Source organism: Nocardia sp. NPDC049737, from assembly GCF_040674755.1.
GTDB lineage: Bacteria > Actinomycetota > Actinomycetes > Mycobacteriales > Mycobacteriaceae > Nocardia.
This window is the reverse complement of sequence record NZ_JBFANH010000006.1, coordinates 169,004-191,801: the sequence shown is the minus strand read 5'-3', so window position 1 is coordinate 191,801 and position 22,798 is coordinate 169,004. Positions and strand designations below refer to the sequence as shown.

Here is a 22,798-nt window from a genome sequence, read left to right as displayed (position 1 = left end):
CTCATCTCGGCGGTACGACGGCCGCCGCTGTGGATCTGCACCGCCCGCGCTGGCGCGGGAGATGTTCGTGGCGTGGCAGCCGGAGGACTCGAGTACCACAACGTGATCGGCGAGAGGTGTGAACGAGGCACTGGAGAGATCCGCCTTTCGAGCGCGGTCGTTGCCTGCGCCGAGCTGAGGTGTAGTGCGCAGGAAAGTGAAAGTCGTTGTGTTGCAATAATCGACCGCCGCGATGCTGGCGTTCTTGCTGATCGTCGTATCCACGGTGATGCCCGATGACGGGCACTGTCGCGGTTAGCGACCGCGAGGGTGTCGACCGGCGTCCGGCGAAGCGCCCCCGGGTCGCGGTGGTGACCGGCGGAGCCTCGGGGATGGGGTTATCGATCTGTGCGGCGTTCGCTGCCAGCGGGTATCGGGTCGCGGTTCTCGACATCGATGATGGCGCCGCTCAGCGGGCCGCCGAACAGTTGCGTGCCGCCGATGGCGCGGCGATCGCCTGTGCGGTCGATGTCACCGATCGCGAGGCGGTCGGTGCGGCGATGCGCAAGGTGCACGCCGAATTCGGTGCGATCGAAATCCTGGTCACCAGTGCGGGGTTGGTCGGTTTCTCGCCGTTCACCGAGATTTCGCCCGAGGCATGGAACCGGGTCGTCGACGTGAATCTCAACGGCGTCTTCCACTGCGCGCAAGCCGTCATCCCGGATATGGTCGCCGCGGGGTGGGGCAGGATCGTGACCATTTCCTCGTCGAGTGCGCAACGCGGATCGCCAGGGATGGTGCACTACACCGCAGCCAAGGGTGGTGTGGTGGCGATGACCAAGGGCCTTGCGCGCGAGTACGCCGCGAGTGGGATCACCGTCAACACCATCCCGCCGTCGGGAATCGACACGCCCATGCAACGGCAGTCGCAGGCAGCCGGAAACCTGCCGGATAACTCCGTGATGGCAAAAGCAATCCCAGTCGGACATCTGGGCACCGGAGACGATATCGCCGCCGCCTGCTTGTTCTTGTGCTCCGACCAGGCCGGCTACATCACCGGCCAGATACTCGGCGTGAACGGCGGGTCGGTGATATGACCGAAGCCACGGCCCCGCGTCTGGTGCCGCTACCGGTGCACGAATGGGACGAACGCACGATCGCGATGCTGTGCGGGCATGTCGGAGCGGCGGACCGGTATCTGTCGGGCGAACCGGACGCGCCACGGATGCCCAATATTCTGGGGGTTTTCGCACATCACACCGAATTGGCTTCGGCGTGGCTGGCCTTCAACGGTCTGCTGCTCGAGCGTCCCGCGCTGGATCCGTTGGACCGGGAACTGGTGATCCTGCGTGTGGCGTGGCGCAGCGGCTCGGGCTACGAGTGGAGCCAGCACGCTCGGATGGCCGCCGGTCTGGGGCTCGACGAGCACCAGATCAGGGCAGTGCGTCACGGCCCGGCCGCACCGGGGTGGTCACCTGTGCAACGGCTGCTGCTGACCACGACCGACGAGCTGTTGGAACGCCACTGCGTCACCGACCGCACCTGGACCGAGCTGGCGCGCCATTTCGATGAACGTCAGCTGATCGAATTGCTGTTCGTCGCCGGCTCGTACCTGTGCCTGGCGATGGTGTTCAACAGCGTTGCCCTGCAACCGGACCCGGAAATCGACCGGCCACGACCGTCCGAACTCCCGGAAATGGAGGAACAACCGTGAGCGAGCGTCAGCGAGCGAACCATCAACACAGCGCGCTTTCGCGCACGACGGAGCCGAGCGCCAGCGAGGTGCAGTCGTGAGTGAACTCGTCAGCGAACCGGCGCCCCAGCGCCTTTGGCCCAAGCCTGCCGAAGGCAGCTGGACCCAGCACTATCCGGAGCTGGGGACCGGCATGATGTCGTTCGAGGACTCGGTCTCGCCCGAATTCTTCGAACTCGAGCGCGAGGCGATCTTCAAACGTGCCTGGCTCAATGTCGGCCGGATCGAGCAGTTGCCCCGCACCGGTAGCTATTTCACCAAGGAACTCGATGTTGCCCGCACGTCGATCATCGTTGTGCGTGACCGCGACGGGAGTATCCGTGCGCTGCACAATGTGTGCCGACATCGCGGCAACAAACTCGTGTGGAACGAATTCCCCTGGGAAGAAACGTCGGGCACGTGTCGGCAGTTCACCTGTAAATATCACGGCTGGCGCTACGGACTCGACGGGTCGCTCGCCTTCGTGCAGCAGGAGGGTGAGTTCTTCGACCTGGACAAGAAGGATCTCGGGCTCGCGCCGGTGCATTGCGAGGTGTGGGCGGGGTTCATCTTCGTCAACCTCGATGCCGAGCCGCGACAGACGCTGCGGGAATTCCTCGGCCCGATGATCACCGATCTGGATGGTTACCCGTTCGACAAGATGACCGAATGGTACGAATTCAAGGCGGACAATCAGAGTAACTGGAAACTGTTCGCCGACGCGTTCCAGGAGTACTACCACGTTCCCGGCCTGCACTCCCAGCAGGTGCCCAGTGCGGTGCGAACCCCGGGAAAGGGTTTCGAGTGCGCGCATTTCCAGGTCGACGGCCCGCACCGGATGGTGTCGACCGGCGGCGCGCGACGCTGGACGATGCCCGCGGAGTTCATGTATCCGATCGAGCGGGTCACTCGAAGCGGCCTGGTGGGGCCGTGGGAATCCCCCGATCTGGGTCCGATGCCGAAGGGATTGAATCCCGGCCGGATCGATCCGTGGGGTATCGATAACTTCCAGATCTTCCCCAATATCGAGATTCTCATCTACCGCGGCTGGTATCTGCTGTACCGGTATTGGCCCACCTCCTACAACAGCCACCGCTTCGAGGGCGTGCTCTGCTTCCAGCCTGCGCGCACGGTTCGCGAGCGGGTCGAGCACGAAGTCGCCTCGGTGGTGTTCAAGGAATTCGCGCTCCAGGACGCGGGCATGCTCACCGGCACGCAGACAGCTTTGGAATCGGCCTACCGGACCGTGGGGATGACGCATTTCCCCGTCAACGACCAGGAGATTCTCGTGCGCCATTTCCACAAGGCCGTCGCGGACTGGGTCGACGAGTACCGCACCGACTTGGCGCAGGTGAGTGCGCGATGACAACCACACTGCTGCCACCGGCCTTCGCCGATCTCGAGCCCTTCGCGCGAATCTGGTGTCTGCCAGTCGAATCCGAACGATACAAGCAGCGTCTGAACAAGTCGATGGCCGAGATGCAGGCCTTCTACGACGCGTGTTTTCCCCGGGTGGACGACGCGATCACCTACTGCGACAAATTTCCGCTCGACGACCTGCCCGACGATGCGATCCAACTACTGCGGATGGTGTATTCGCTGGTGACCGTCGCGATGGCGATCGAGATCTTCAAGCAGCCCAAACCCGTCGACAGCGCTGACGCCGAACTCGAACGCGTTGCCGAACCCTGGCCCTGACTTGTTTCTCCAACTCGGCCACAGCGCCGTGAGCGGGCAATGGCCGGAAGGACCACACCCTCATGACGATCACTATCGACGAACTCAGCCACGATGTCGGCGCGGAAGTCCACGGCGTCGATCCGCGGACGTTACTCACCGACCCGTCCCTGCCTGACACAATCCTCAATATCCTGGAGCAGCACGGTGTCCTGGTATTCCGCGACCTGCATCTGGATCCCGAGACGCAGGTGGCGTTCTGCCGCAAACTGGGTGAGGTCGATACCTCACCCGGGCATCATCCGGTCGAGGGTATATACCGGGTCAGCCTCGACACGACAAAGAATTCCTCGGCGAGCTATCTGCGTGCGACCTTCGACTGGCATATCGACGGTTGCACTCCAGAGGACGATGCCTACCCCCAGATGGCGACCATGCTCACCGCCAAGGCCGTCGCGGCCAGCGGCGGAGAAACCGAATTCGCCAGCACCTACAAGGCTTTCGACAATCTGAGTGCCGCGGAACAGAAGTTTCTCGCGCCGTTGCGGGTTGTGCATTCGCTCGAGGCGTCGCAGCGGGGTGTGACCGCGGATCCGACACCGGAACAACTCGCCGTGTGGCGACGCCGACCGACCAAGCAACACCCGTTGATCTGGACCCACAAATCCGGACGTCGCTCACTGGTACTCGGGGCGTCGACCGACCACGTCATAGGCTTGCCCCCGAACGAGAGCCGCGCGTTGCTGGACGGTCTGCTGCGTCGCTGCACCGCACCCGAGCGCGTCTACCGGCACGAGTGGTCGGTCGGTGACACCGTGATCTGGGACAACCGGGGCGTCATCCACCGTGCGGCCCCGTATCCGCAGGACTCACCGCGAGAGATGCTGCGCACCACCGTACTCGGTGAAGAACCGATCGAATAACCCCCTTCCGCAGACCATTTCAGGAGTCAACCCAATGCCTCGTTGGCCCAAGCCCGCCGAGGGCAGCTGGACGCAGCACTATCCCGAGCTCGGCATCGAACCGATGTCGTACGAGGACTCGATCTCGCCGGAGTTCTTCGAACTCGAACGCGAGGCGATCTTCAAACGCGCCTGGCTCAATGTCGGCCGCGTAGAACAACTTCCGCGCACTGGAAGCTACTTCACCAAGGAGATCCATGCCGCGCACACCTCGGTGATCATCGTGCGCGACCGTGACGGCGGTATCAACGCCTTCCACAACATCTGCCGCCACCGCGGCAACAAACTCGTGTGGAACGAAATCCCGCGCGAGGAAACCTCCGGTACCTGTCGCCAGTTCACCTGCAAATACCACGGCTGGCGCTACGGACTCGACGGTGCACTGGCCTTCGTGCAGCAGGAAGAGGAGTTTTTCGACCTCGACAAGGCAAATCTGGGCCTAGCGAAAGTGCACTGCGAGGTCTGGTCCGGATTAATCTTCGTCAACCTCGCCGCCGAGCCGCGTCAGAGTTTGCGAGAATTCCTGGGCCCGATGGTGGCCGGTCTGGAGGGCTACCCGTTCGATCGGCTCACGGAGCGCTATTCGTACCGGTCCGAGGTCGGAGCGAACTGGAAGCTGTACATGGACGCTTTCCAGGAGTTCTATCACGCACCCGTTCTGCACGGAAAGCAGACTCCGGACAACTTCTCCGTCGCCGCGCAGCGGGCCGGTTTCGAGGCGCCGCACTACCAACTCGACGGACCGCACCGGCTCGTCAGCACCTCCGGTGTGGTCACCTGGGAACTCGATCCGACCATGCGTAAACCCATGGAGGACATCACCCGCAGCGGTCTGTTCGGGCCGTGGGACGTCCCGGATCTGGGCCCGATGCCCGAAGGGCTCAATCCGGCGGGCTGCGACCCGTGGGGCCTGGACTCCTTCCAGCTGTGGCCGAACTTCGTCATTCTCATCTGGTCCGGCGGCTGGTATCTGACCTATCACTACTGGCCGACGTCCTACAACTCCCACATTTTCGAAGGCAACCTGTACTTCCCGCCCGCCCGCACCCCACGCGATCGGGTCGCGCACGAAATGGCCGCAGTCACCTTCAAAGAGTATGGGCTGCAGGACTCTTCGACGCTGGAGGCGACGCAGCTCATGCTCGAATCCCGTGCGGTCACGACATTCCAACTCAACGATCAGGAGATCCTGTTGCGGCACCTGCACAAGGTCGCCGCCGACTGGGTCGGCGATTACGAACGCGAGCGTGCGGAGGCCCTGCGATGAGCGAAACCCTGTTGCCCGGCGAATTCGCCGACCTGGAACCGTATGCGGCACTGTGGTGCCTGCCCACCGAAACCAAACGCTACCGCCGCCGCCTGGACAGTTCGATGGACGATATGCAGCGGTTCTACGACGCCATCACCCCGCGCGCCGAGGACGCGCTCGCCTACTGCGACAAATTCACGATCGACGATATACCCGAAGACGCCAAAAACCTGATGTACCTGCTGTATTCGATGATCCAGGTGTCCTTCCCGGTCGAAGTGTGGAGGCAACCACGCATACCCGACACCGGGTCGGCATCGCTGACCTGCGTGATCGAGCCCGGCCTGTGAACGATCAGGTGATCGTGCTGCGGGCCGCGGCCTGGGTCGACGTCGAGACCGGGCAGCGGCATACCTCGGCGGTGATCGTCGTCGAGGGCAACCGCATCGCCGCGATCGACCCGCCCGAGCTGCCCGCCGGCGCGCAAGTCATCGACCTGGGTGAGCTCACGCTGCTGCCCGGGTTGATGGATATGGAGGTCAACCTGCTCATCGGCGGCCCGGACAACCCCTCGGGGCTGCCGAACCCGATGCACGGCGTGCAGGACGATCCGGTGTATCGCACCTTGCGGGCCACGGTGAACGCAGGCACCACCTTGCACGCCGGATTCACCACGGTCCGCAACCTCGGTCTGATGGTAAAGACCGGTGGCTACCTGCTCGATGTGGACCTCGGCCGCGCCATCGAACAGGGCTGGATCGCGGGGCCGCGCATCGTCGCCGCAGGACACGCGATCACCCCCACCGGAGGTCATCTCGACCCGACCATGTTCCAACGCCTCGCCCCGCACATCATGCCGCTCAGTGTCGAGGAGGGTCGTGCCAACGGGGTTCCGCAGGTCCGCGAATCGGTCCGGTACCAGATCAAATACGGCGCGGAGGTCATCAAGATCTCCGCATCCGGCGGGGTGATGTCGCACGGCACAGTGGCGGGGGCTCAGCAGTACTCGGATGAGGAACTGGTCGCGATCGTCGACGAAGCCCACCGTGCCGGGGTTCGGGTCGCCGCGCACGCGCACGGTGATGCCGGAATTCGTGCCTGCATCCGCGCCGGAGTCGACTGCATCGAACACGGCTCACTTGCCACCGACGACACCATCGCCATGATGGTCGAACACGGTACGTACCTCGTACCGACGAGCTACCTGTCCGAAGGCCTCGATGTCTCCAAAGCTGCACCGGCACTGCAGAAGAAAGCCGCCGAGGTCTTCCCCCGCGCTCGCGAAACCCTACGCAGGGCTATCCACGCCGGGGTCAAGATCGCCTGCGGCACGGACGCACCCGCTATCCCGCACGGCCACAACGCCAAAGAACTCTGGGCGCTGGTCGACCGCGGCATGACACCGGCGCAGGCATTGCGCGCGGCGACGGTCACCAGCGCCGAACTCATCGGCGTCGAGGACCGTGGGCGTCTGGCACCGGGGCTGCTGGCCGACATCATCGCGGTACCCGGCGACCCGACCGCCGACATCTCCGTCATCGAAGACGTGCGGTTCGTCATGAAGGACGGCCACATCCACAAGAACAGCTGAGCGCTACACCTACCAGGAGGCAACACATGGTCAAGGGAATCCTCTACGTCGAATCCCGGCCCAACTCCCCCGAAGACGCTGCGGCATTCAACCGTTGGTATGACGAGACCCACATGAAGGAAATGCTGGGACTCGATGGGATCGTCTCCGCTCGACGGTTCGCCCCCATCACCGAGGGCCCGTTCGTAGCGGTCTACGAGATCGAAGCCGACGACATCGCGGCCGTGCAGGAACGACTTGCCGAGACCACTAAAGCAGGAGGGTTCTCGCCGCCCGTTGGTCTATGTGTCGACCCGCCGCCGATTGTCCGCTTCTACCGCGACATCACCGCACCAACACTGTGAGTAGCCGAGACGATCCAGCACGAGGCATACGCATGGCCACACACGAGCATTTGTTCATCGGCGGGCGGTGGGTGAGGCCGGCCACCGCCGACACGATAGAGGTGATCTCGCCGCATTCGGAGCGGGTGGTCGCCCGTGTCCCCGCCGCGACGCCGACGGATGTCGATCGGGCTGTGTCCGCGGCCCGCACGGCCTTCGACGAGGGCCCCTGGCCGCGCACTGATCCGAGCGAGCGGATCGCGCTGGTTCGGCGGCTGGCCGAGCGCTACACCACGCGTGAAGATGAACTCGCCCAGCTGATCACCATCGAGATGGGTGCGCCGATCACCTTCGCCCGATCGGCGCACGCCCGGCTTCCCGGCGTCATGATGCGCGCCTTCGCGGATATCGCCGAGAACTATCCGTGGCAGCAGACGCGATCCGGATTCATCGGTGGCGATGTCCTCGTCGTCCACGAACCCGTCGGTGTGGTGGCCGCGATCATCCCCTGGAATATGCCGATGTTCCTCATCGTCGCCAAGTTGATTCCCGCCCTCCTGGCAGGCTGCACGATCGTGCTCAAACCCTCGCCGGAGACACCGCTGGACGCCTACCTCATGGCCGAATTACTCGACGAACTCGGCCTGCCACCGGGTGTCGTCAGCATTCTGCCCGGCGACCAGGACACCGGCCGTCACCTCGTCGCGCACCCGGGTGTGGACAAGGTGTCCTTCACCGGCTCCACCGCCGCCGGACGACAGGTGGCCGAAACATGCGGGGCCGCGCTGCGCAGGGTCAGCCTCGAACTCGGCGGCAAATCTGCCGCCGTGGTACTCGACGACGCCGATCCCGACGATGTCGCCGAAGGCATGCTCGTCGCCGGACTGATGAACAGCGGCCAGGCCTGCGTGGCCCAGACCCGGATACTGCTGCCACGGCACCGCAGCTCCGCATTTCTCGACGCCCTGGTCGACAAGGTCGAAAACCTCACCGTCGGTGACCCTTTCGATCCCGCGACCCGGGTGGGCCCGATGGTCTCGCAACGGCAGCAACACCGTGTCCGCGGCTATATCGAAAACGCACAGCACCAGGGCGCGCGCCTGCTCACCGGCGGCACCGCGCTGCCGGATACGGTCGATCGCGGCTGGTATATCCGGCCGACCGTCTTCGCCGATGTCGATAGTTCGATGCGGATCGCCAGGGAGGAAGTCTTCGGACCGGTTCTGAGTGTGCTGACCTACACCGACGACGACCACGCCGTGGAGATCGCCGATGCCACCGAGTACGGGCTGTCCGGCTCCGTGTGGACCGCCGATATCGATCGCGGTTCAGCCGTCGCCCTGCGCATCCGTTCCGGCACCCTCGGCATCAACCAGCCCTACACCATGGACCCTGCCGCGCCCTTCGGCGGTGTGAAGAACAGCGGCATCGGCCGCGAATTCGGACCGGAGGGTATCGGCGCCTACCTCGATACAAAGTCCATTTCCGTGCGGGCCTGAACCACAGACCGAAGCCTATTACGAGCGAGAGCAGCGCGGATAGGGCCAAGATCGGGCGGTCGAACCGCGGATCCTCTTGCCGCTTCGCCGCCGCAACTGTCCCGGCGATAGCCGGCGCGCCATGCGGCGATGAGCGCCGCCCAATTGTCATGACATTTGGCATCTATGTTGCGTGAGGCGGGCATCACCAGCATGTCCGAACAGATCCTCCAGGCGAGCGCGGTGTGCGGCGTCCACCCTGGACGCGACATCACATCCTGCACCGAGACCCGGCCGTTGACGTCGACCCGGCGGATGCCGCACCGCCACTGCAGCTTCGGCACCGGGGCCGCGCGGAACAGTTCGGTAACCGGACGGTCCTGGCCGTCACCATGCGGCGCGCTCGTCTCAGCATTGCCCGGTAGAACAGATGTCAGAAAATCGGGGGTCATCGCTACCGTTCGCTTCCCGTGCCGTCACTCCGCAACAGCACAACTTATGGAGCGAATCCGCTGCGTTAGAGTGTCCTAATGCCCGAAGAAGCGCATCCCACACCAGTGGTGCGTGTCGGAGCGGAAGCGGGGTCCGATGGTGCTACCGCAGCCGTGGGGGGATCCGATGCCGACCTGCTCTCGCTCGCATCACAGCTGTGCTTTGCTCTGTATTCCACATCCCGATCGATGACCGCGGCATACCGGCCGTTTCTCGAGGGGATGGGTGTTACCTATCCGCAGTACCTGGCCCTGCTGGCGTTGTGGGGGCGGCCCGCGATGACCATGAAGGAACTCGGCGAACAGCTGCAGCTGGACTACGGCACGGTCTCACCGCTCATCCAGCGACTTCAGGCACATGGTTTGGTCGAGAGCGTCCGGAGTGCCAACGACCGCCGTGCCGTCGAACTACGCGCCACCGAAGCCGGACGCGCACTGCAACCGCAGGCCCGGCAGATGATCGAGGCGGTCATGGCGGAGGTCGGCTATCCGATCGAGCATCTCATCCGGCTGCGCGACCAGGTCAACGCGCTCGGCGCCCGCCTCGACGCCGCCGTTGCCGAGCGATCCGGCCGGTAAGCACCGTCCGCCCTGAGTCGCGCGCCGAGTTCAGGCGTCGAGTAACTCGGGCCTGCCGACCGCGCGGACACAGAAAGTCGGCGCGAGTCTACAGTCGGCGGAGGGTCGTGAAAATCTTCTTGGCCGACTCGATATCGATGGCACCCGGCACGCCGCGATCGGAGACGATCACCGCGACCAATGTCTCGTTGCCACTGGTGAACCCGAACGTGTACACCGAATATCGCGAGCCGCCGCAGGGCTCGAGTGGGCGGGTCGTGCCGGTGGTCTCGACCATCCACCCGGCGATACCGCCACCCGCAGTGGTCAACGGCACGGCGGGGCCGGGCCTGGCGTCTTTGGTATCGTCCCACCCACCTTGGGCACCCGAACGACCGAAATCGACGGCGGCAGCGGCCGGATCCGAGATGTCTTTGGAGCGCGAAATCCACGATGCGGGCCCTCCCGAGGTCTCGCAGGTGGCCCGCTTGAAGTGGGCATATCCCTTGCCGGTGAGCCGTCCCCGAGAGCTCTCCACGCCGCCGATGACGGATGTGGACTCAACCGTCCAGTCAGCCGGAACTTCGTACGCCACACCGCGTTCGGGTGCCGACACCGTCTGGTTGATGTTCGCGGGGGGCGTCTCGATGCGAGGTGCCGATGGCGTACTCGTCGTGGATGTCGTCGACCGCGCGTTCTTCTTGGACGAGACCGGGGCCGACTGCCCGGGCATCCTCAGCACGGAAGTCGTTGCGCCGCTCGCGCCGAGCACGTACACATCGCCGGACCTCGTCACCTCCACAGCCTCGGGCGAAAGCGGCGTGGAAAGCGCCTCGGGGGCGCCGGACCCCGACGGAAAACGAAGAATCTGCGGTTTCACGCTGGACTCGGGAACAACGTAGAGATCGCCGCTGTCGCTGATGGCGATGTCGGCGACCTTTCCGGGGACCGCGTCGATCCGCACCGGCACAGACGTGCCGGCGGCAAGTTTCCATGTGGTGTTCGCGTTCCAGTTCTTTTTGTCGACGACGACGATGTCTCCGACATTGTTGACCGCAACCTCGCTGATCTCCTCGGGGCCCGGAAACGGCTGCACGATAACAGAATTCGACCCTGCAGGCAGCTTCTTCAGCGATCGTCCACCGCCTGCGATGTAGATGTCACCCGTGTTGCTCACCGCTATCGAACGGGGATACACGTCGTGGCCGGTAGGAACCGGGATCGGTGTGGCGGAGGCGGCCGATACCTTCAGGATTCCGTCGAACGTCGACGGCTGCGGGCCCAAGAACAACTCGTTACTGCTCGCGCCGACATAAAGATCACCGGCGTCCGTGGCCGTGAGCGAGAGGAGGCCGGACGGCCCGATGCCGGGGACCGTGGCCGCGGCGCCGGTGGCCGCGGACCTTTTCCAGACTCCCGATCCAACACCTTGGGAAAAGCTGCGTGAGTCGAAGAACCACATATCACCGGCACCGTCGACCGCCATATTGTCGACAGATTGCAGCTGCGCCGGAAGCGCGATCGTCGTCGGCGTTCCGGGCCGTGCCCTGCCCGCAGGAGCATCGCTGCGGCTGGACCCTAGGGAGGTAAGGATCGCTGCCACGATCACGGCGACCACGATGACCAACGCGAGGACGATCACGACTATTGCGCCCGCGTCGAGCTTGTCATGCCCCGGCCGCTCGACGACGTTCGCCGACCGTGTCGGTATCTGCTGTGCGAGCGGCGGTGACACGGTGGCGCCGCTCGCCGAGGGATCCTCATCACGCGGCGACATTGTGGGCGCAGCCGCGGACGACGTCAACGCACCCGGCGGCGGTGCGGGAACGGGTGTCCGTGCGGACGGTGCCGGATGCGGTGGCGCTACGGGTTCGAGGTGCGCGAGTACCTGCGCCGTGGTGAGGCGGGCATCGGGTTGTTCGGCGAGGCAGCCGGTGATGACGAAGCGCAGTCGGGTTTCGGGTATGCCGGTGAGGTCTGGTCGCTGCGTGGCGATGCGGTGCAGCAGCGTCGCGGCATCCGCGTCTCCGAACGGCGCGCGGCCGGTCAGCGCGAATGCCAGCACGCCGCCCAGGGAGAACATGTCCGATGCTGGCCCCGTCGGTACAGCGGCGAGTTGTTCCGGTGCTGTGAATACCGACGGCTCGGGCTGCGTGGGGACACCGAAATCGACGACACGGAGCCCGGCTTCGGTGATGATGACCGACGATGGGGTGAGAGCACCGTGCACGAGACCTGCGTCGTGGAGGGCGGACAAGGCGTGCGCGACACCTGCGGCGATGCCCTCGACACCCAGTGGCGGTAGCGGCCCGCGTTCGGCGATCAGGTCGCGCAGCGAGGGTCCGGCAACGTATTCGGTCGCAATCCATGGCCGCGGCGCATCGGCGTCGGCGGCCGACACGACCGGTGTGAAGTCGCTGTGCACGGTCCGGGCCGCGGCGAACGCGCGAGCAAGCTCCATGCGGTCGGCGGCGTGGTGGGGGTGCATGGCCCGGATGACGACCTCGGTCGCGTCGGCTGCGCGACCCAGGTAGATATCGCCGACGGAGTCGGAGCCGAGTCGGCCGAAGAGTGTGTACGGGCCGATCGTCGAGGGATCGGTGTCGCGCATAGGCAGGGTGTGCGGGCCGGGTTGCACGGACGGCTCGGTGAAGGATGTGCTCGATTCGGCTGGCGGCACTGGGTCAGGAGTTGGTCGGGGTTCCTCGGTGGCCGCCGTCGAGGCAGATGCGGCAGCGGTGCCCGCCGGGCGGGTCCACGGCGTCGGTGATGACGGGGTGCGTGGTGTCGGCGCCGACCCGGTGCCGGGCCGACCGTCCAGGTAACTCGCGCGGATCTCCTGCCAGCGCTGGATTTGGATGATTATGGTCCCCAGGCAGATTGCCGCGACCGCCAGCACACCGGTTTGGATCAGCTCCACCGCGATCAGGCCCCATCCGCCCGCGGGGCCGACCCCGTACACGAAGTACTCGCCGGTTGTTTTTCCTCTCGGCTCCGGTGCGCTCAATCGGATCGTCACGACCGTGAGTGCCCAGCCGACCAGGAAGGACAGCCACCACGCGGTGACCAACGGCCCTGCCGGACGGCCACGCAGTACCGGTGCGTCGGCGGGGGTTCGTGGGTCGCTCGCGCGCAATACATCGGCGATGACCATGTGTGGGAACCAGAGGTTGACCACGGGACAGAACCAGCCGCCGATCACCCAGCCGATCGACAGTCGATGCCGTGCGGCGCACAGCATCTCGACATTGCGACGCGCGCGCCATAGCCACACGATGACAACGATTCCCGCGCACAGCAGCAACCACGACGCAATGCTGCCGGCCCAGGTGCTGGACTGCCATTCCTTGCGCATGTGTTGCGGTTGGTCCCAGCTTCTCTCGAAGTCCGCGAGGGTTACCCAGTCGATGATCGCGCTGACGAACAACATGACGACCGCCCCTGCGATCAGGGTGATCGCCGCGGCCCCGAACGGCCCGAGCGGACGGATGCGCCCACCGTCGCGCGCAATCGCGACTTGCCGTTGCACTGACATGCCTTAATCCCTTCTGCACCAGCAAATGACAGCTGCCCCGGTTCCCCTGGCCAACTGTCCCACGACATCACTTCGCCCGAGGTGACGCTGACATCAACTGGTCGATCCGGGAAAACGTTGGGTCGCAACCCGATCGCCATCCAGCCCCGGCCCGCCACGCATCATTCAGCCGATCCCTCAGCACGTTCGATCGGACGTGAGATAGTGACCGCAGTATCTGAACATCTCGCGCCGCGGCGCACGCTCCGAACCACACGGCCACTTGGCCGTTGGTGAGTACGACATGCAGATTGCCGCTGTCGGCACCGATCGAATAGACAGTGTTTTCCGCGGAGCCGAGTCGGCCCGCGCTGCCGTCGCTGACCGGCGTCCGGTGGTGGGCGGCGTTCGCGGTATTCGTGTTGCACGCCTTGGTTTTCCTGCCGGTCTACCCGTTCCAGAAGTCCGAGCTATTCGCGCAGATCCACTGGTGGGTACCCATGCAGCTGGGGCGGCGGGGGTCACCTTCTTCTTCGTGCTATCCGGATTCATCATCTACTGGTCGTTCCGGCCCGGAATGTCGGTGCGCGGCTTCTATCGGCGGCGAGTGCTCAAGATCTATCCCATGCATCTGCTGGCCGCGCTGGCCTTTGTGGTGGTGGCGAGTGTGCCGCTGTCACGGCTGGTCGTGTGGATGCCGAATCTGCTGCTCGTGCACACCTGGGTACCGAAATGGACCACCGTGGGCGGATTGAATGTGCCCGCCTGGTCACTGGCCTCGGAAATGCTGTTCTACCTGAGCTTTCCACTGCTGCTTCCGCTGATCATGCGGATCCCCACCCGGCGGCTGCTGCTGGCCGCGGGGCTGTTGATGCTCGCCATCATCGCCCTGCACACCGCCTACTACCTGTGGGTGCCCGGTCCGAAGGGGATCACCAATACCTTTGCGCCACGGCTGCTTCCGGGTGAGGCCTCCCCGTTCTTCGAACTGCACGCCGATCCGCGCTGGTTCACCCAACCCGATATCCCGGTTTCGCTGTCGTACTGGTTGAGCTACAATTTTCCGCTCTCCCGGCTGCCGGAGTTCTTCCTCGGCGTCCTGGCGGCCCGCATGGTGCTCGAAGAACGTTGGCGCGACACATGTCTCACGCCGCCCCTGCTGGCGCTGGTCGGTGCGTACGCGGCGACCTGGCTGGTACCGGTCAACTACAAGATGTCGGTGCTGATGCTCGCACCGATGACAGCGGTGGTGGCCACCCTCGCCGCACGCGATCTGCACGGAATTCGCGGTCTCAACGCCCATCCGCGCATGATATGGCTGGGCAACGTCTCCTACGCCTTCTACCTGATCCAATTCCCAGTAATGGTGCTGATCACCCGGAATCTCATCGGCGGCAAACAGTTCGGCATCCTCGGCTGGGCCGGATTCGCAATATTGAGCCTGATCGTCTCGACCACCATCGCTGCGGTGCTGTACCACTGGGTGGATCTGCCCATCATGCGCCGCTTCGCTCGCGCGAAACGAACCACCGAACCGCAGCCGACACCGACCTGAACCGCCGTGCCTCAATGGCTCCGCCTCCGGGTGGCCGTCCTCAACGGTCACTCGATCTCGACATCGACTTCTGCGATCCGGCCGGCCGGTAATCACCGTCCGCCTGAGCCGCGCGCCGAGTCGTGCGGTTCAGGCGTCGAGTACCTGGGCCTGCCGATCGACCACCGGCGGTTCGGTGGACCAGGGGAAGTTGATCCAGCGGTCGGTGCGCCGCCAGACGTATTCGCAATCGACCTCGGAATGCGGTTTCTGGTACACGACCGCGCAGCGCACCTCGGCGACATGATCGATGCAGAAGTCGCGCACGAGTTTGAGGGTGGCGCCGGTATCGGCCACATCGTCGGCGATCAGGACCGTCGCGCCGGCCAGATCGACCGCCTGCGGGACCGGCGGCAGCATGACCGGGAGATCGAGGCGCTGATCGATACCGGTGTAGAACTCGACATTCATCACGTGCAGGTTCTTCACGTCCAGTGCGTAACCGAGCGCCCCGGCGACGAATAGGCCACCACGCGCGATCGAGAGGATCAGATCCGGTTCGAACCCGTCTTTGGCGATTTCGGTGGCGAGCTCGCGGCTCGCCGTCCCGAATAGTTCCCAGGTCAGCACTTCCCGATCCGCCATGGATCCTCCATCTCCCTCGATGCCGCTGGGCAAGAGCATACGACCAGCAACGACGCGGCGTTCCCCACTTCGGTCCGGGGAATTAGGGTGGGTCGGGTGCGGATCTATCTGGCCGGCGCGACCGGCGTCATCGGAACGCGGTTATTGCCCTTGCTGCTCGAGGCCGGACACGAGGTTGCGGGAATGACCCGGTCTGCGGCCAAGGCCGATCAGGTGCGTGCCGCCGGTGCGGAACCGGTGGTCTGCGATGTGTACGACCTCGACGCGCTCATCGCCGCGGTCGTAGCCTTCGGGCCCGATCTGTTGATGCATCAGCTCACCGATCTCCCCGACGATGCCGCGCTGCTCCCGGAACTCGCCGGTGCGAATGCGCGCATCCGTTCCGAGGGCACTCGCAATCTGATCGCCGCCGCGCAGGCTGCGGGCTCGAAACGCTTTGTCGCCCAGAGCATTGCGTGGGAGCCGCCAGCCGGTCGCGGTGCCGTCATCCAGGAACATGAGGCCGCGGTACTCGATATCGGCGGTGTGGTCGTCAAGTACGGCCAATTCTATGGTCCGGGTACGTACTACGAATCCGAGCTGCCCGATCATCCGCGCGTGCACGTGGATGATGCTGCCGCGCGGACGGTTTCGCTGGTCGGTGCGCCGAGTGGCGTGGTGGTTATCGCGGATCCCGCCTGATCCTCGGCGCGACTGGCTGCTTCGGGTCGTGGCCGTGCCGGTCGGTTTGGAATACGGTGGCGGGGGTGATCGCCCGGATCCGCTCACATCCGCCGAAGGAGACCCGCTTGCGCAACACGCTGCTTGTCACGTCCGTACTCGGTGCCGCACTGGTGGCGATGCTGCTGCCCGCTGGCGCTGCCGGTGCTCAGGCGCCGAGCGACGGTCCGCTGAAGGTGCAGGCGAGCACCGGCACCGATCAACTGCCGGTGACGGGTGTCGGGGTCGGCATAACCACATGCGCCGCCGGCCCGGTGCTTGCCACCTTGACAACCGGTGGCGATGGAACCGCGACGCAGGCCTTCCCGAACGGCTGCTACCAGGCGCAGGTTACCTCCGTGCCCTCCGGTTGTGAGCTGGCGAGCATCGCCTACGTCCAGGTCGACGTGGCACCCGGCGCGACGCCGCTCGCAAGCTTCCAATTCCGCTGCGCATAAATCGATTTCGACTCAGCAAGGCGGGTGTGGTCGACCGCTGCGGCAGACCGGAATCCGCGGTGATGCGGCCTGAGTAGGACGCTGCCGCGCAGTTCCGTCGGGCAGCGGCGCAGTGTCGCACCCCGGTTGCGATGACGCATAGCGCACAAGCGATATGCGGCTACGACAGAGGGTGTGCACTGTCCAACGCACGGCGTGCATAGGCGCGCACATCCGCATCGGTGTCATCGATCGCGAGCTTCAGCGCATCATGCGCCGCCCCGCTGTGCGGCCAAGTGGCAAGCGACAACACTGCCGCCTTGCGCACGTCGAGGTGCGGATCATGCAACGCTTCGGAAAGCGGGATGACGCCGAGATCGGGGGCCGCGCCCGCGAGACCCCGCGCCGCACCCACCCGGACCTGCCAGGCCGAGTGTGCGAGCGCGCCGACAAGTAGCGGGGTGTCATCTTGTGTCACACCGAGACTCGCGAAGGCGGCCAATGCGGCGGCACGCACGAGCGGATCCGGATCCTCGGCCAAGGCGTGCGCGGTTTCGGTGCCCTGACCGCCGATCGCCGACAACCCGTGCGCGACGGCAATGCGTACTTCGCGGTTTTCATCGGTCGCCGCGGCGGAAACGGCCCGCCAGTCATCGAGCGACACCAGCGCCCGCACGGCCTCGATGCGCACCCGATGATCCGAATCAGTCAGCGCCGCAACGAATTGCGCTGCGTATCCGGCTCGCAGCGCGCGCAGCAGATCCACGACGGTCGCCCGGACGACGGGATCGGGGGAGTGGAGTCGATCGGCGAGACCGGTCGAATCGGGAAGCACCTCAACGAGTTCGCGCAGGCTGGCCGCGGCAGCCGTGCGAACGGATGCCGCGTCATCGTCGAGCGCGCCGATCAATACCGACGTGAATCCCTCGGGGGTGTTCTCGGTCAGGACCGACAGTGCCGCCACCCGAACACCGGCGTCGGCATCGGACAGATAGGTCGAAAGGTCCGGCACTGTAGGAGAATCCAGGGCGAGCAGGCTGACCAGTCGCGGTGACGGTGGTGTGGTCGATGTGCGGACGGTGCGCGGTGCGTCGGCGGGTGCGCGCCCACCGATGAGTTCCGGCTGCGCGACCGGGACCGCGGTGGTGTCGGTCGAGGGCAGGTCATCGAGACCGGGCACCGATACCAGATATGGCGCCACCGGCCGCTTCAGGAATTCCATCGCGCCATCGGAGTTCTTGCGCAGGTTCAGGTGATAACGCCACTCGGTATCGTCGCGCTGCGGCAGATCGGCACGTTCGTGATAGAGACCCCACCGTGACTCGGTGCGGGTCAGTGAACTGCGCGCCGCCATTTCGGCGCAATCGCGGATGAAGGAAACCTCGACCGCGCGCATGAGCTCATGCGGTGTGCGGGCACCGATTTCGGCGATCTCACCGCGCATCCGCTCGAAGGTCTCGACCGCGATCGACAGTTTCGCGGCCGTCTTCGGCGGCGCGACATAGTCGTTCACGAATCGTCGCAGCTTGTACTCGACCTGGGGCTGCGGCGGGCCGTCGGGCTGATGTAGCGGTCGATAGATCAGTTCGTGGGCCTCCGCCAGCTGGTCTTCCGGAAGTTCAACGGGCGCAGCGATTTCGGGTAGTGTGGTCGCGGCGTGGCCGCCCGCTAGATCGCCGAATACGAAAGCGCCGATCATGTAGTTGTGCGGCACGCACGCCAGATCACCGGCCGCATAGAGGCCGGGCACGGTGGTGCGGGCATGTTCGTCGACCCACACGCCGGACGCGGAATGTCCACCGCACAAACCGATTTCGGAGATGTGCATCTCGATATCGTGGGTGCGGTAGTCATGGCCGCGGTTGGCGTGGAAGGTGCCGCGGGTCGGGCGTTCGGTGGTGTGCAGAATGCCTTCGAGGGTTGTGAGCGTCTCGTCGGGCAGATGCGACACCTTGAGATAGATGGGGCCGCGCGCGGATTCGATCTCGCGCTTGACCTCCGACATCATCTGTCCGGACCAATAATCGGAGTCGACGAAGCGTTCGCCCTTGGCGTTCACCTGGTACCCGCCGAACGGATTGGCGACATAGGCGCAGGCCGGACCGTTGTAATCCTTGATGAGCGGATTGATCTGGAAGCATTCGATACCGCTGAGTTCCGCGCCGGCGTGATAGGCCATCGAATACCCGTCGCCCGCATTGGTCGGATTCTCATAGGTGCCATACAGATAACCCGATGCGGGCAATCCCAAGCGGCCGGACGGGCCGGTCGCCAGAATAACTGCCTTCGCGCCCACCGTCACGAATTCGCCGGTGCGCGTATTCAATGCGGCCGCACCGACCGCGCGACCAGCATCGGTGAGCACCCGCACCGGCATGAGCCGGTTCTCGATGCGGATCTTCTCGCGCATCTTGCGTTGGCGCAGTACGCGATACAGTGCTTTCTTGACATCCTTGCCCTCGGGCATGGGCAGCACATACGACCCGGAGCGGTGCACCCGGCGCACCGCGTACTCGCCGTACTCGTCCTTCTCGAACTTCACGCCGTAGCGTTCCAGTCGCTGCACCATGGCGAAGCCGCGGGTGGCGGTCTGATAGACGGTGCGTTGGTTGACGATTCCGTCGTTGGCTCTGGTGATTTCGGCGACGTAGTCCTCGGGCTCGGCCTTGCCCGGAATCACCGCATTGTTGACCCCGTCCATGCCCATGGCCAACGCACCGGAGTGCCGCACATGCGCCTTCTCCAGCAGCAGCACATCGGCGCCTGCTTCGGCGGCGGTCAGTGCGGCCATGGTCCCGGCGGTGCCGCCGCCGATGACGAGCACATCGCAGTCGAGCCGGATCCGGTCGGATAGCTCGGGAATATTCACAACTTCTCCAGGATTTCGGCCTTCACCGACCGGCGGTCCGCGGGTGTGCGCGGTTCGGGCACATCGACCACGGTGTGCAGTACGCCGCCGCCGAGTACCGCGATGCGGTCGCCGAGCAGTAGCGCCTCGTCCAGGTCATGGGTGACGAATACGACGGTGGTGGGGTGAGCGCGCCAGGTATCGATCAGCAGGCGCTGCATGGTTGTTCGGGTTTGGGTGTCGAGTGCGCCGAACGGTTCGTCCATCAGCACCGCGCGCGGCGATCCGGCGAGACTACGTGCCAGTTGAACTCGCTGACGCATGCCGCCGGAGAGGTCGCGCGGAAGATAGTCGCCGTAGCCGGTGAGCCCGACCTCCTCCACCCAATGCCGGGTACTCGCCTTGCGTTCGGTGCGCGGTACCTTGCGCAACTGCAGTGCGAGCTCGATGTTCTGGCGCACGGTGCGCCACGGCAGCAGCGCATCATCCTGGAAGACCAGGGCCCGATCGGCGGACGGTCCGGTCACCGCGATGCTGTCGGCGCGGATCACGCCCTGGTCCGGCTTGCGCAGTCCGGCGATGGCCCGCAGCAGCGTCGACTTACCGCAGCCGGATTTGCCGACCACGACCAGGATTTCGCCGGGCGTGATGGCCAGCTCGAGGTTTTCGAGCACCGTTTTGCCGCCGTAGGCGATGCGAATTCCGTCCAGGCTCAACCGCATCCCGGTCGTCGTCGGGGTAGCGGGTGCGGTTGTCGTGGTCATTCGGCGACCTCCCTCGGCAGCCAGCGGGTGATTCGACGTCCGGCCAATTCCACGATTCCGGAGGTGCCGAAGCCGAGGATGCCGATGGTGATCATGCCGACGAATACCGCCGGATAATCGACGATGGTGTAGGCCTGCCAGGTCCGGTAGCCGATGCCGAGTCGCCCGGAGATCATCTCGGCCGAGATGAGGCAGATCCATGCCACGCCCATGCCCACCGACAGACCGCTGAAGACGCCGGGCAGGATGCCCGGGAATACCACTCGCACAAGGACATCGGTGCGCGATGCGCCCAGTGTGCGCAGTGCGTCCTCCCAGATGGTCGGCAGTGCGCGCACCGCGTGCCGGGTGCTGACCAGCACCGGGAACAGCGATGCCATGAAGGTGATGAAGACGATGCCGGATTCGTCGCTCGGGAACAGCAGGATCGCCACCGGCACCAACGCGATGGCCGGAATCGGCCGGGCCAATTCGGTGAGTGGTCCGAACACCGCGGCGAAGAGCCCGGAGCGGCCGAGACCGATGCCCGCGACCACACCGACCACGGCCGCAAGGCCGAATCCGGTGAGAATGCGGATCAGCGATTGCGCGACATCGACATAGAACTGGTCCGACTGCAGCTGCTTGCCGAATTCGCGGATGATCTCGTTGACCGTCGGCAGCGTGTCGAAGCGCAGCCACCACCGCACATTATTGGCGGTGAGCAGCTGCCACAGTCCGATCGCTGCCGCGACCGACGCCACCTGGAGCGCCCGGGTACGCCATGCGGAACTTCCACGTACTTCGGCGGTTTGATCACCATCGGTCGCGGTTGGGCCGACCGGGTCCGCGGTGCGCCCGCTCGTTGCCCGGCCATCGGTCAATATCGAGGCGCTGCGCGATGCGGTCATGGTCGCACTTCCGTGACGGCCTGGTCGTAGGAGATCGCCGTCGCGCCCGGGTGCGCCTGCCGATAGCGCTGCGCGGCCGCCGGTGTCGTGAACGGCAGGAAACTGGCACCATCGCGCAGCCACACCGCCTTATCGGCGAACCAGCGCGTGCCGAGTTCGGCATCGGGCACATAGGCGGCGCGGATGGCCTTGCCCTGTGCCTTGGCCGCCTGGACCGCGCGCAGCAGGCAGGTCGGATCGGCGGCTGGCTGCGGTTGATCCGCGCCGTCGAGCCACAGCTCACCGGCCTGCGCGGCGTTGCTCACCGGACGCGCGCAAACCAGGTCGGTGCCGGCTATACGGCTCGGGTTGACAGTGGAGGCCACCGCTTGGTCGTAATCGCCCGCGCCGTTGTCGGCGAATGCTTTGCGCAGCGGCGTGGGATCGACGAACTTATCGATATCGAGTTCGGCGAAGTCGCCGATCGACTTCAGATACTGCACATCGCCTTTGAACGCGTCGATCAGACTGGGCTTGAGGGTGGTATCGAAAGACGTTCCGCCGGGCCCGTTGTAGAGGTACACGACCTCCTGCGGCAATCCGGAACCGTCCGCGACGATCTTGGCGGCTTCGAACGGCTTCTCGTTCAGGAACTTCGTGGCATCGAGTTGGGCGGCGAGGAAGGCTTGCAGCACCTCGGGGTGATCGGCGGTGTAGGAGCGCCGCGCGACCACGCCGTGGAAGGTGGGCACGCCCAGTTCCGCACCGTCGTAGAGCAATTTCGCCTTGTTCTGGAAGACCAGCAGCCCGGGCCAGGCCACGAACTGTGCCAGCGCGCCGACCTGGTGCGATTCCAGTGCGGTCGCCCCGATCTGCGGCTGCTGGTTGAGCACCTCGACGCCCTTGGTCGGATCGACGCCCGCCCGCGAGAGCGCCTGCACCAGGGTGCCGTGTCCGGCCGAGCCGACGCTGGCCGAAATCTTCTGCCCGGCCAAGTCGTCGACCCTGGTCGCCGCCGAATCTTGCGGGACCACAACCATATTGAGCGCACCCTTGGGGTTGTAGCCGGTCACTGACACGAACGCTGTCTTCGCGCGCTCATTGGACTGGGTGCGAGATCCGTTGATCAACAGCGGATAATCGCCCATCGATCCGATATCGATCTTCTCGGCCAGCATCTGCGCGGTGATGGGCGCACCGGTGTCGTAGTCCTGCCACTCCACCTGGTACTTGGCGCCGCCGCTGTCGGTGATCTTCTGTAGCCGCTGTTCCAGATAACCCTGGGCGCGCAGCAGAGTCCCCGCGGTGACGGTATTGATGGTCTTGGACTGGTAGCCGACGACGACCTTGACGGTTCCGGCGGGGGTGCTGTCGGAACTCTGCAGGGAGCAGCCCACCACGGCGAGTGCGACGGCGAGCAGCAGGGGAGCGAGGCGTTTCTTCATGGG

At 65.1% G+C, this 22,798-nt stretch carries 20 protein-coding genes; 14 read left to right on the top strand and 6 right to left on the bottom strand.

Features of this window, described 5'->3' with window-relative positions:
* The first annotated feature begins 275 nt into the window (after nt 1-275).
* From AB0J47_RS11225 to AB0J47_RS11175, 11 genes are all read left to right on the top strand, one after another.
* A complete protein-coding gene (locus tag AB0J47_RS11225; protein WP_364343641.1) occupies nt 276-1,076 on the top strand; it encodes an SDR family NAD(P)-dependent oxidoreductase in 801 nt (266 codons plus the stop codon).
* Entirely contained in the window at nt 1,073-1,693 is a 621-nt protein-coding gene (locus tag AB0J47_RS11220; RefSeq protein WP_364343638.1) for a carboxymuconolactone decarboxylase family protein, read from the top strand. Before AB0J47_RS11225 ends, AB0J47_RS11220 begins: the two co-directional genes overlap by 4 nt.
* 76 nt (nt 1,694-1,769) lie before the next feature.
* Nucleotides 1,770-3,077 (top strand): aromatic ring-hydroxylating dioxygenase subunit alpha, encoded by a 1,308-nt coding sequence (locus AB0J47_RS11215; protein ID WP_364343635.1) that lies wholly within the window; start codon nt 1,770-1,772, stop codon nt 3,075-3,077.
* Nucleotides 3,074-3,409 (top strand): hypothetical protein, encoded by a 336-nt coding sequence (locus AB0J47_RS11210; RefSeq protein ID WP_364343632.1) that lies wholly within the window; start codon nt 3,074-3,076, stop codon nt 3,407-3,409. The genes AB0J47_RS11215 and AB0J47_RS11210 overlap by 4 nt, the downstream gene beginning before the upstream one ends.
* Before the next feature lie 62 nt (nt 3,410-3,471).
* Complete coding sequence (locus AB0J47_RS11205) at nt 3,472-4,311, top strand: TauD/TfdA family dioxygenase (RefSeq protein WP_364343629.1); 840 nt, start codon at nt 3,472-3,474, stop codon at nt 4,309-4,311.
* A 34-nt stretch (nt 4,312-4,345) separates the two neighbouring features.
* On the top strand, nt 4,346-5,617 hold the full coding sequence (locus AB0J47_RS11200; protein WP_364343626.1) for an aromatic ring-hydroxylating dioxygenase subunit alpha: 1,272 nt from the start codon (nt 4,346-4,348) through the stop codon (nt 5,615-5,617).
* Entirely contained in the window at nt 5,614-5,949 is a 336-nt protein-coding gene (locus tag AB0J47_RS11195; protein WP_364343623.1) for a hypothetical protein, read from the top strand. Before AB0J47_RS11200 ends, AB0J47_RS11195 begins: the two co-directional genes overlap by 4 nt.
* Complete coding sequence (locus AB0J47_RS11190; RefSeq protein ID WP_364343620.1) at nt 5,946-7,190, top strand: amidohydrolase family protein; 1,245 nt, start codon at nt 5,946-5,948, stop codon at nt 7,188-7,190. Before AB0J47_RS11195 ends, AB0J47_RS11190 begins: the two co-directional genes overlap by 4 nt.
* A gap of 26 nt (nt 7,191-7,216) precedes the next feature.
* Nucleotides 7,217-7,534 (top strand): hypothetical protein, encoded by a 318-nt coding sequence (locus AB0J47_RS11185; RefSeq protein WP_364343617.1) that lies wholly within the window; start codon nt 7,217-7,219, stop codon nt 7,532-7,534.
* A 32-nt stretch (nt 7,535-7,566) separates the two neighbouring features.
* Nucleotides 7,567-9,012, top strand: a complete 1,446-nt coding sequence (locus AB0J47_RS11180; protein WP_364343614.1) for an aldehyde dehydrogenase — start codon at nt 7,567-7,569, stop codon at nt 9,010-9,012.
* 659 nt (nt 9,013-9,671) lie between these two features.
* Entirely contained in the window at nt 9,672-10,061 is a 390-nt protein-coding gene (locus AB0J47_RS11175; protein WP_364343611.1) for a MarR family transcriptional regulator, read from the top strand.
* An 88-nt stretch (nt 10,062-10,149) separates the two neighbouring features.
* On the opposite strand, the gene AB0J47_RS11170 is transcribed toward AB0J47_RS11175, so the two are convergent.
* Entirely contained in the window at nt 10,150-13,575 is a 3,426-nt protein-coding gene (locus AB0J47_RS11170) for a DUF4328 domain-containing protein (RefSeq protein ID WP_364343608.1), read from the bottom strand.
* A 469-nt stretch (nt 13,576-14,044) separates the two neighbouring features.
* On the opposite strand from AB0J47_RS11170, the gene AB0J47_RS11165 reads away from it, so the two are divergent.
* Nucleotides 14,045-15,109 (top strand): acyltransferase, encoded by a 1,065-nt coding sequence (locus AB0J47_RS11165; RefSeq protein ID WP_364343605.1) that lies wholly within the window; start codon nt 14,045-14,047, stop codon nt 15,107-15,109.
* Nucleotides 15,110-15,238: 129 nt separating this feature from the next.
* On the opposite strand, the gene AB0J47_RS11160 is transcribed toward AB0J47_RS11165, so the two are convergent.
* Nucleotides 15,239-15,733 (bottom strand): phosphoribosyltransferase, encoded by a 495-nt coding sequence (locus tag AB0J47_RS11160; protein ID WP_364343602.1) that lies wholly within the window; start codon nt 15,731-15,733, stop codon nt 15,239-15,241.
* A 96-nt stretch (nt 15,734-15,829) separates the two neighbouring features.
* On the opposite strand from AB0J47_RS11160, the gene AB0J47_RS11155 reads away from it, so the two are divergent.
* On the top strand, nt 15,830-16,414 hold the full coding sequence (locus AB0J47_RS11155) for an NAD(P)H-binding protein (protein ID WP_364343599.1): 585 nt from the start codon (nt 15,830-15,832) through the stop codon (nt 16,412-16,414).
* A gap of 65 nt (nt 16,415-16,479) precedes the next feature.
* Nucleotides 16,480-16,890 carry a hypothetical protein gene (locus AB0J47_RS11150; RefSeq protein WP_364343596.1) on the top strand — a complete coding sequence of 137 codons (411 nt, stop codon included), beginning with the start codon at nt 16,480-16,482 and terminating at the stop codon, nt 16,888-16,890.
* A gap of 160 nt (nt 16,891-17,050) precedes the next feature.
* On the opposite strand, the gene AB0J47_RS11145 is transcribed toward AB0J47_RS11150, so the two are convergent.
* Genes AB0J47_RS11145 through AB0J47_RS11130 form a run of 4 tightly spaced genes read right to left on the bottom strand, consistent with a single transcriptional unit; the run spans nt 17,051 to nt 22,795 of the window.
* Nucleotides 17,051-19,738, bottom strand: coding sequence for a fumarate reductase/succinate dehydrogenase flavoprotein subunit (locus AB0J47_RS11145; protein ID WP_364343593.1), 2,688 nt, complete (start codon nt 19,736-19,738; stop codon nt 17,051-17,053).
* Nucleotides 19,735-20,481, bottom strand: coding sequence for an ABC transporter ATP-binding protein (locus AB0J47_RS11140; RefSeq protein ID WP_364343590.1), 747 nt, complete (start codon nt 20,479-20,481; stop codon nt 19,735-19,737). The genes AB0J47_RS11145 and AB0J47_RS11140 overlap by 4 nt, the downstream gene beginning before the upstream one ends.
* Entirely contained in the window at nt 20,478-21,371 is an 894-nt protein-coding gene (locus AB0J47_RS11135; protein WP_364343587.1) for an ABC transporter permease, read from the bottom strand. Before AB0J47_RS11135 ends, AB0J47_RS11140 begins: the two co-directional genes overlap by 4 nt.
* Nucleotides 21,368-22,795 (bottom strand): ABC transporter substrate-binding protein, encoded by a 1,428-nt coding sequence (locus AB0J47_RS11130; protein ID WP_364343584.1) that lies wholly within the window; start codon nt 22,793-22,795, stop codon nt 21,368-21,370. Before AB0J47_RS11130 ends, AB0J47_RS11135 begins: the two co-directional genes overlap by 4 nt.
* Nucleotides 22,796-22,798 lie beyond the last annotated feature (3 nt).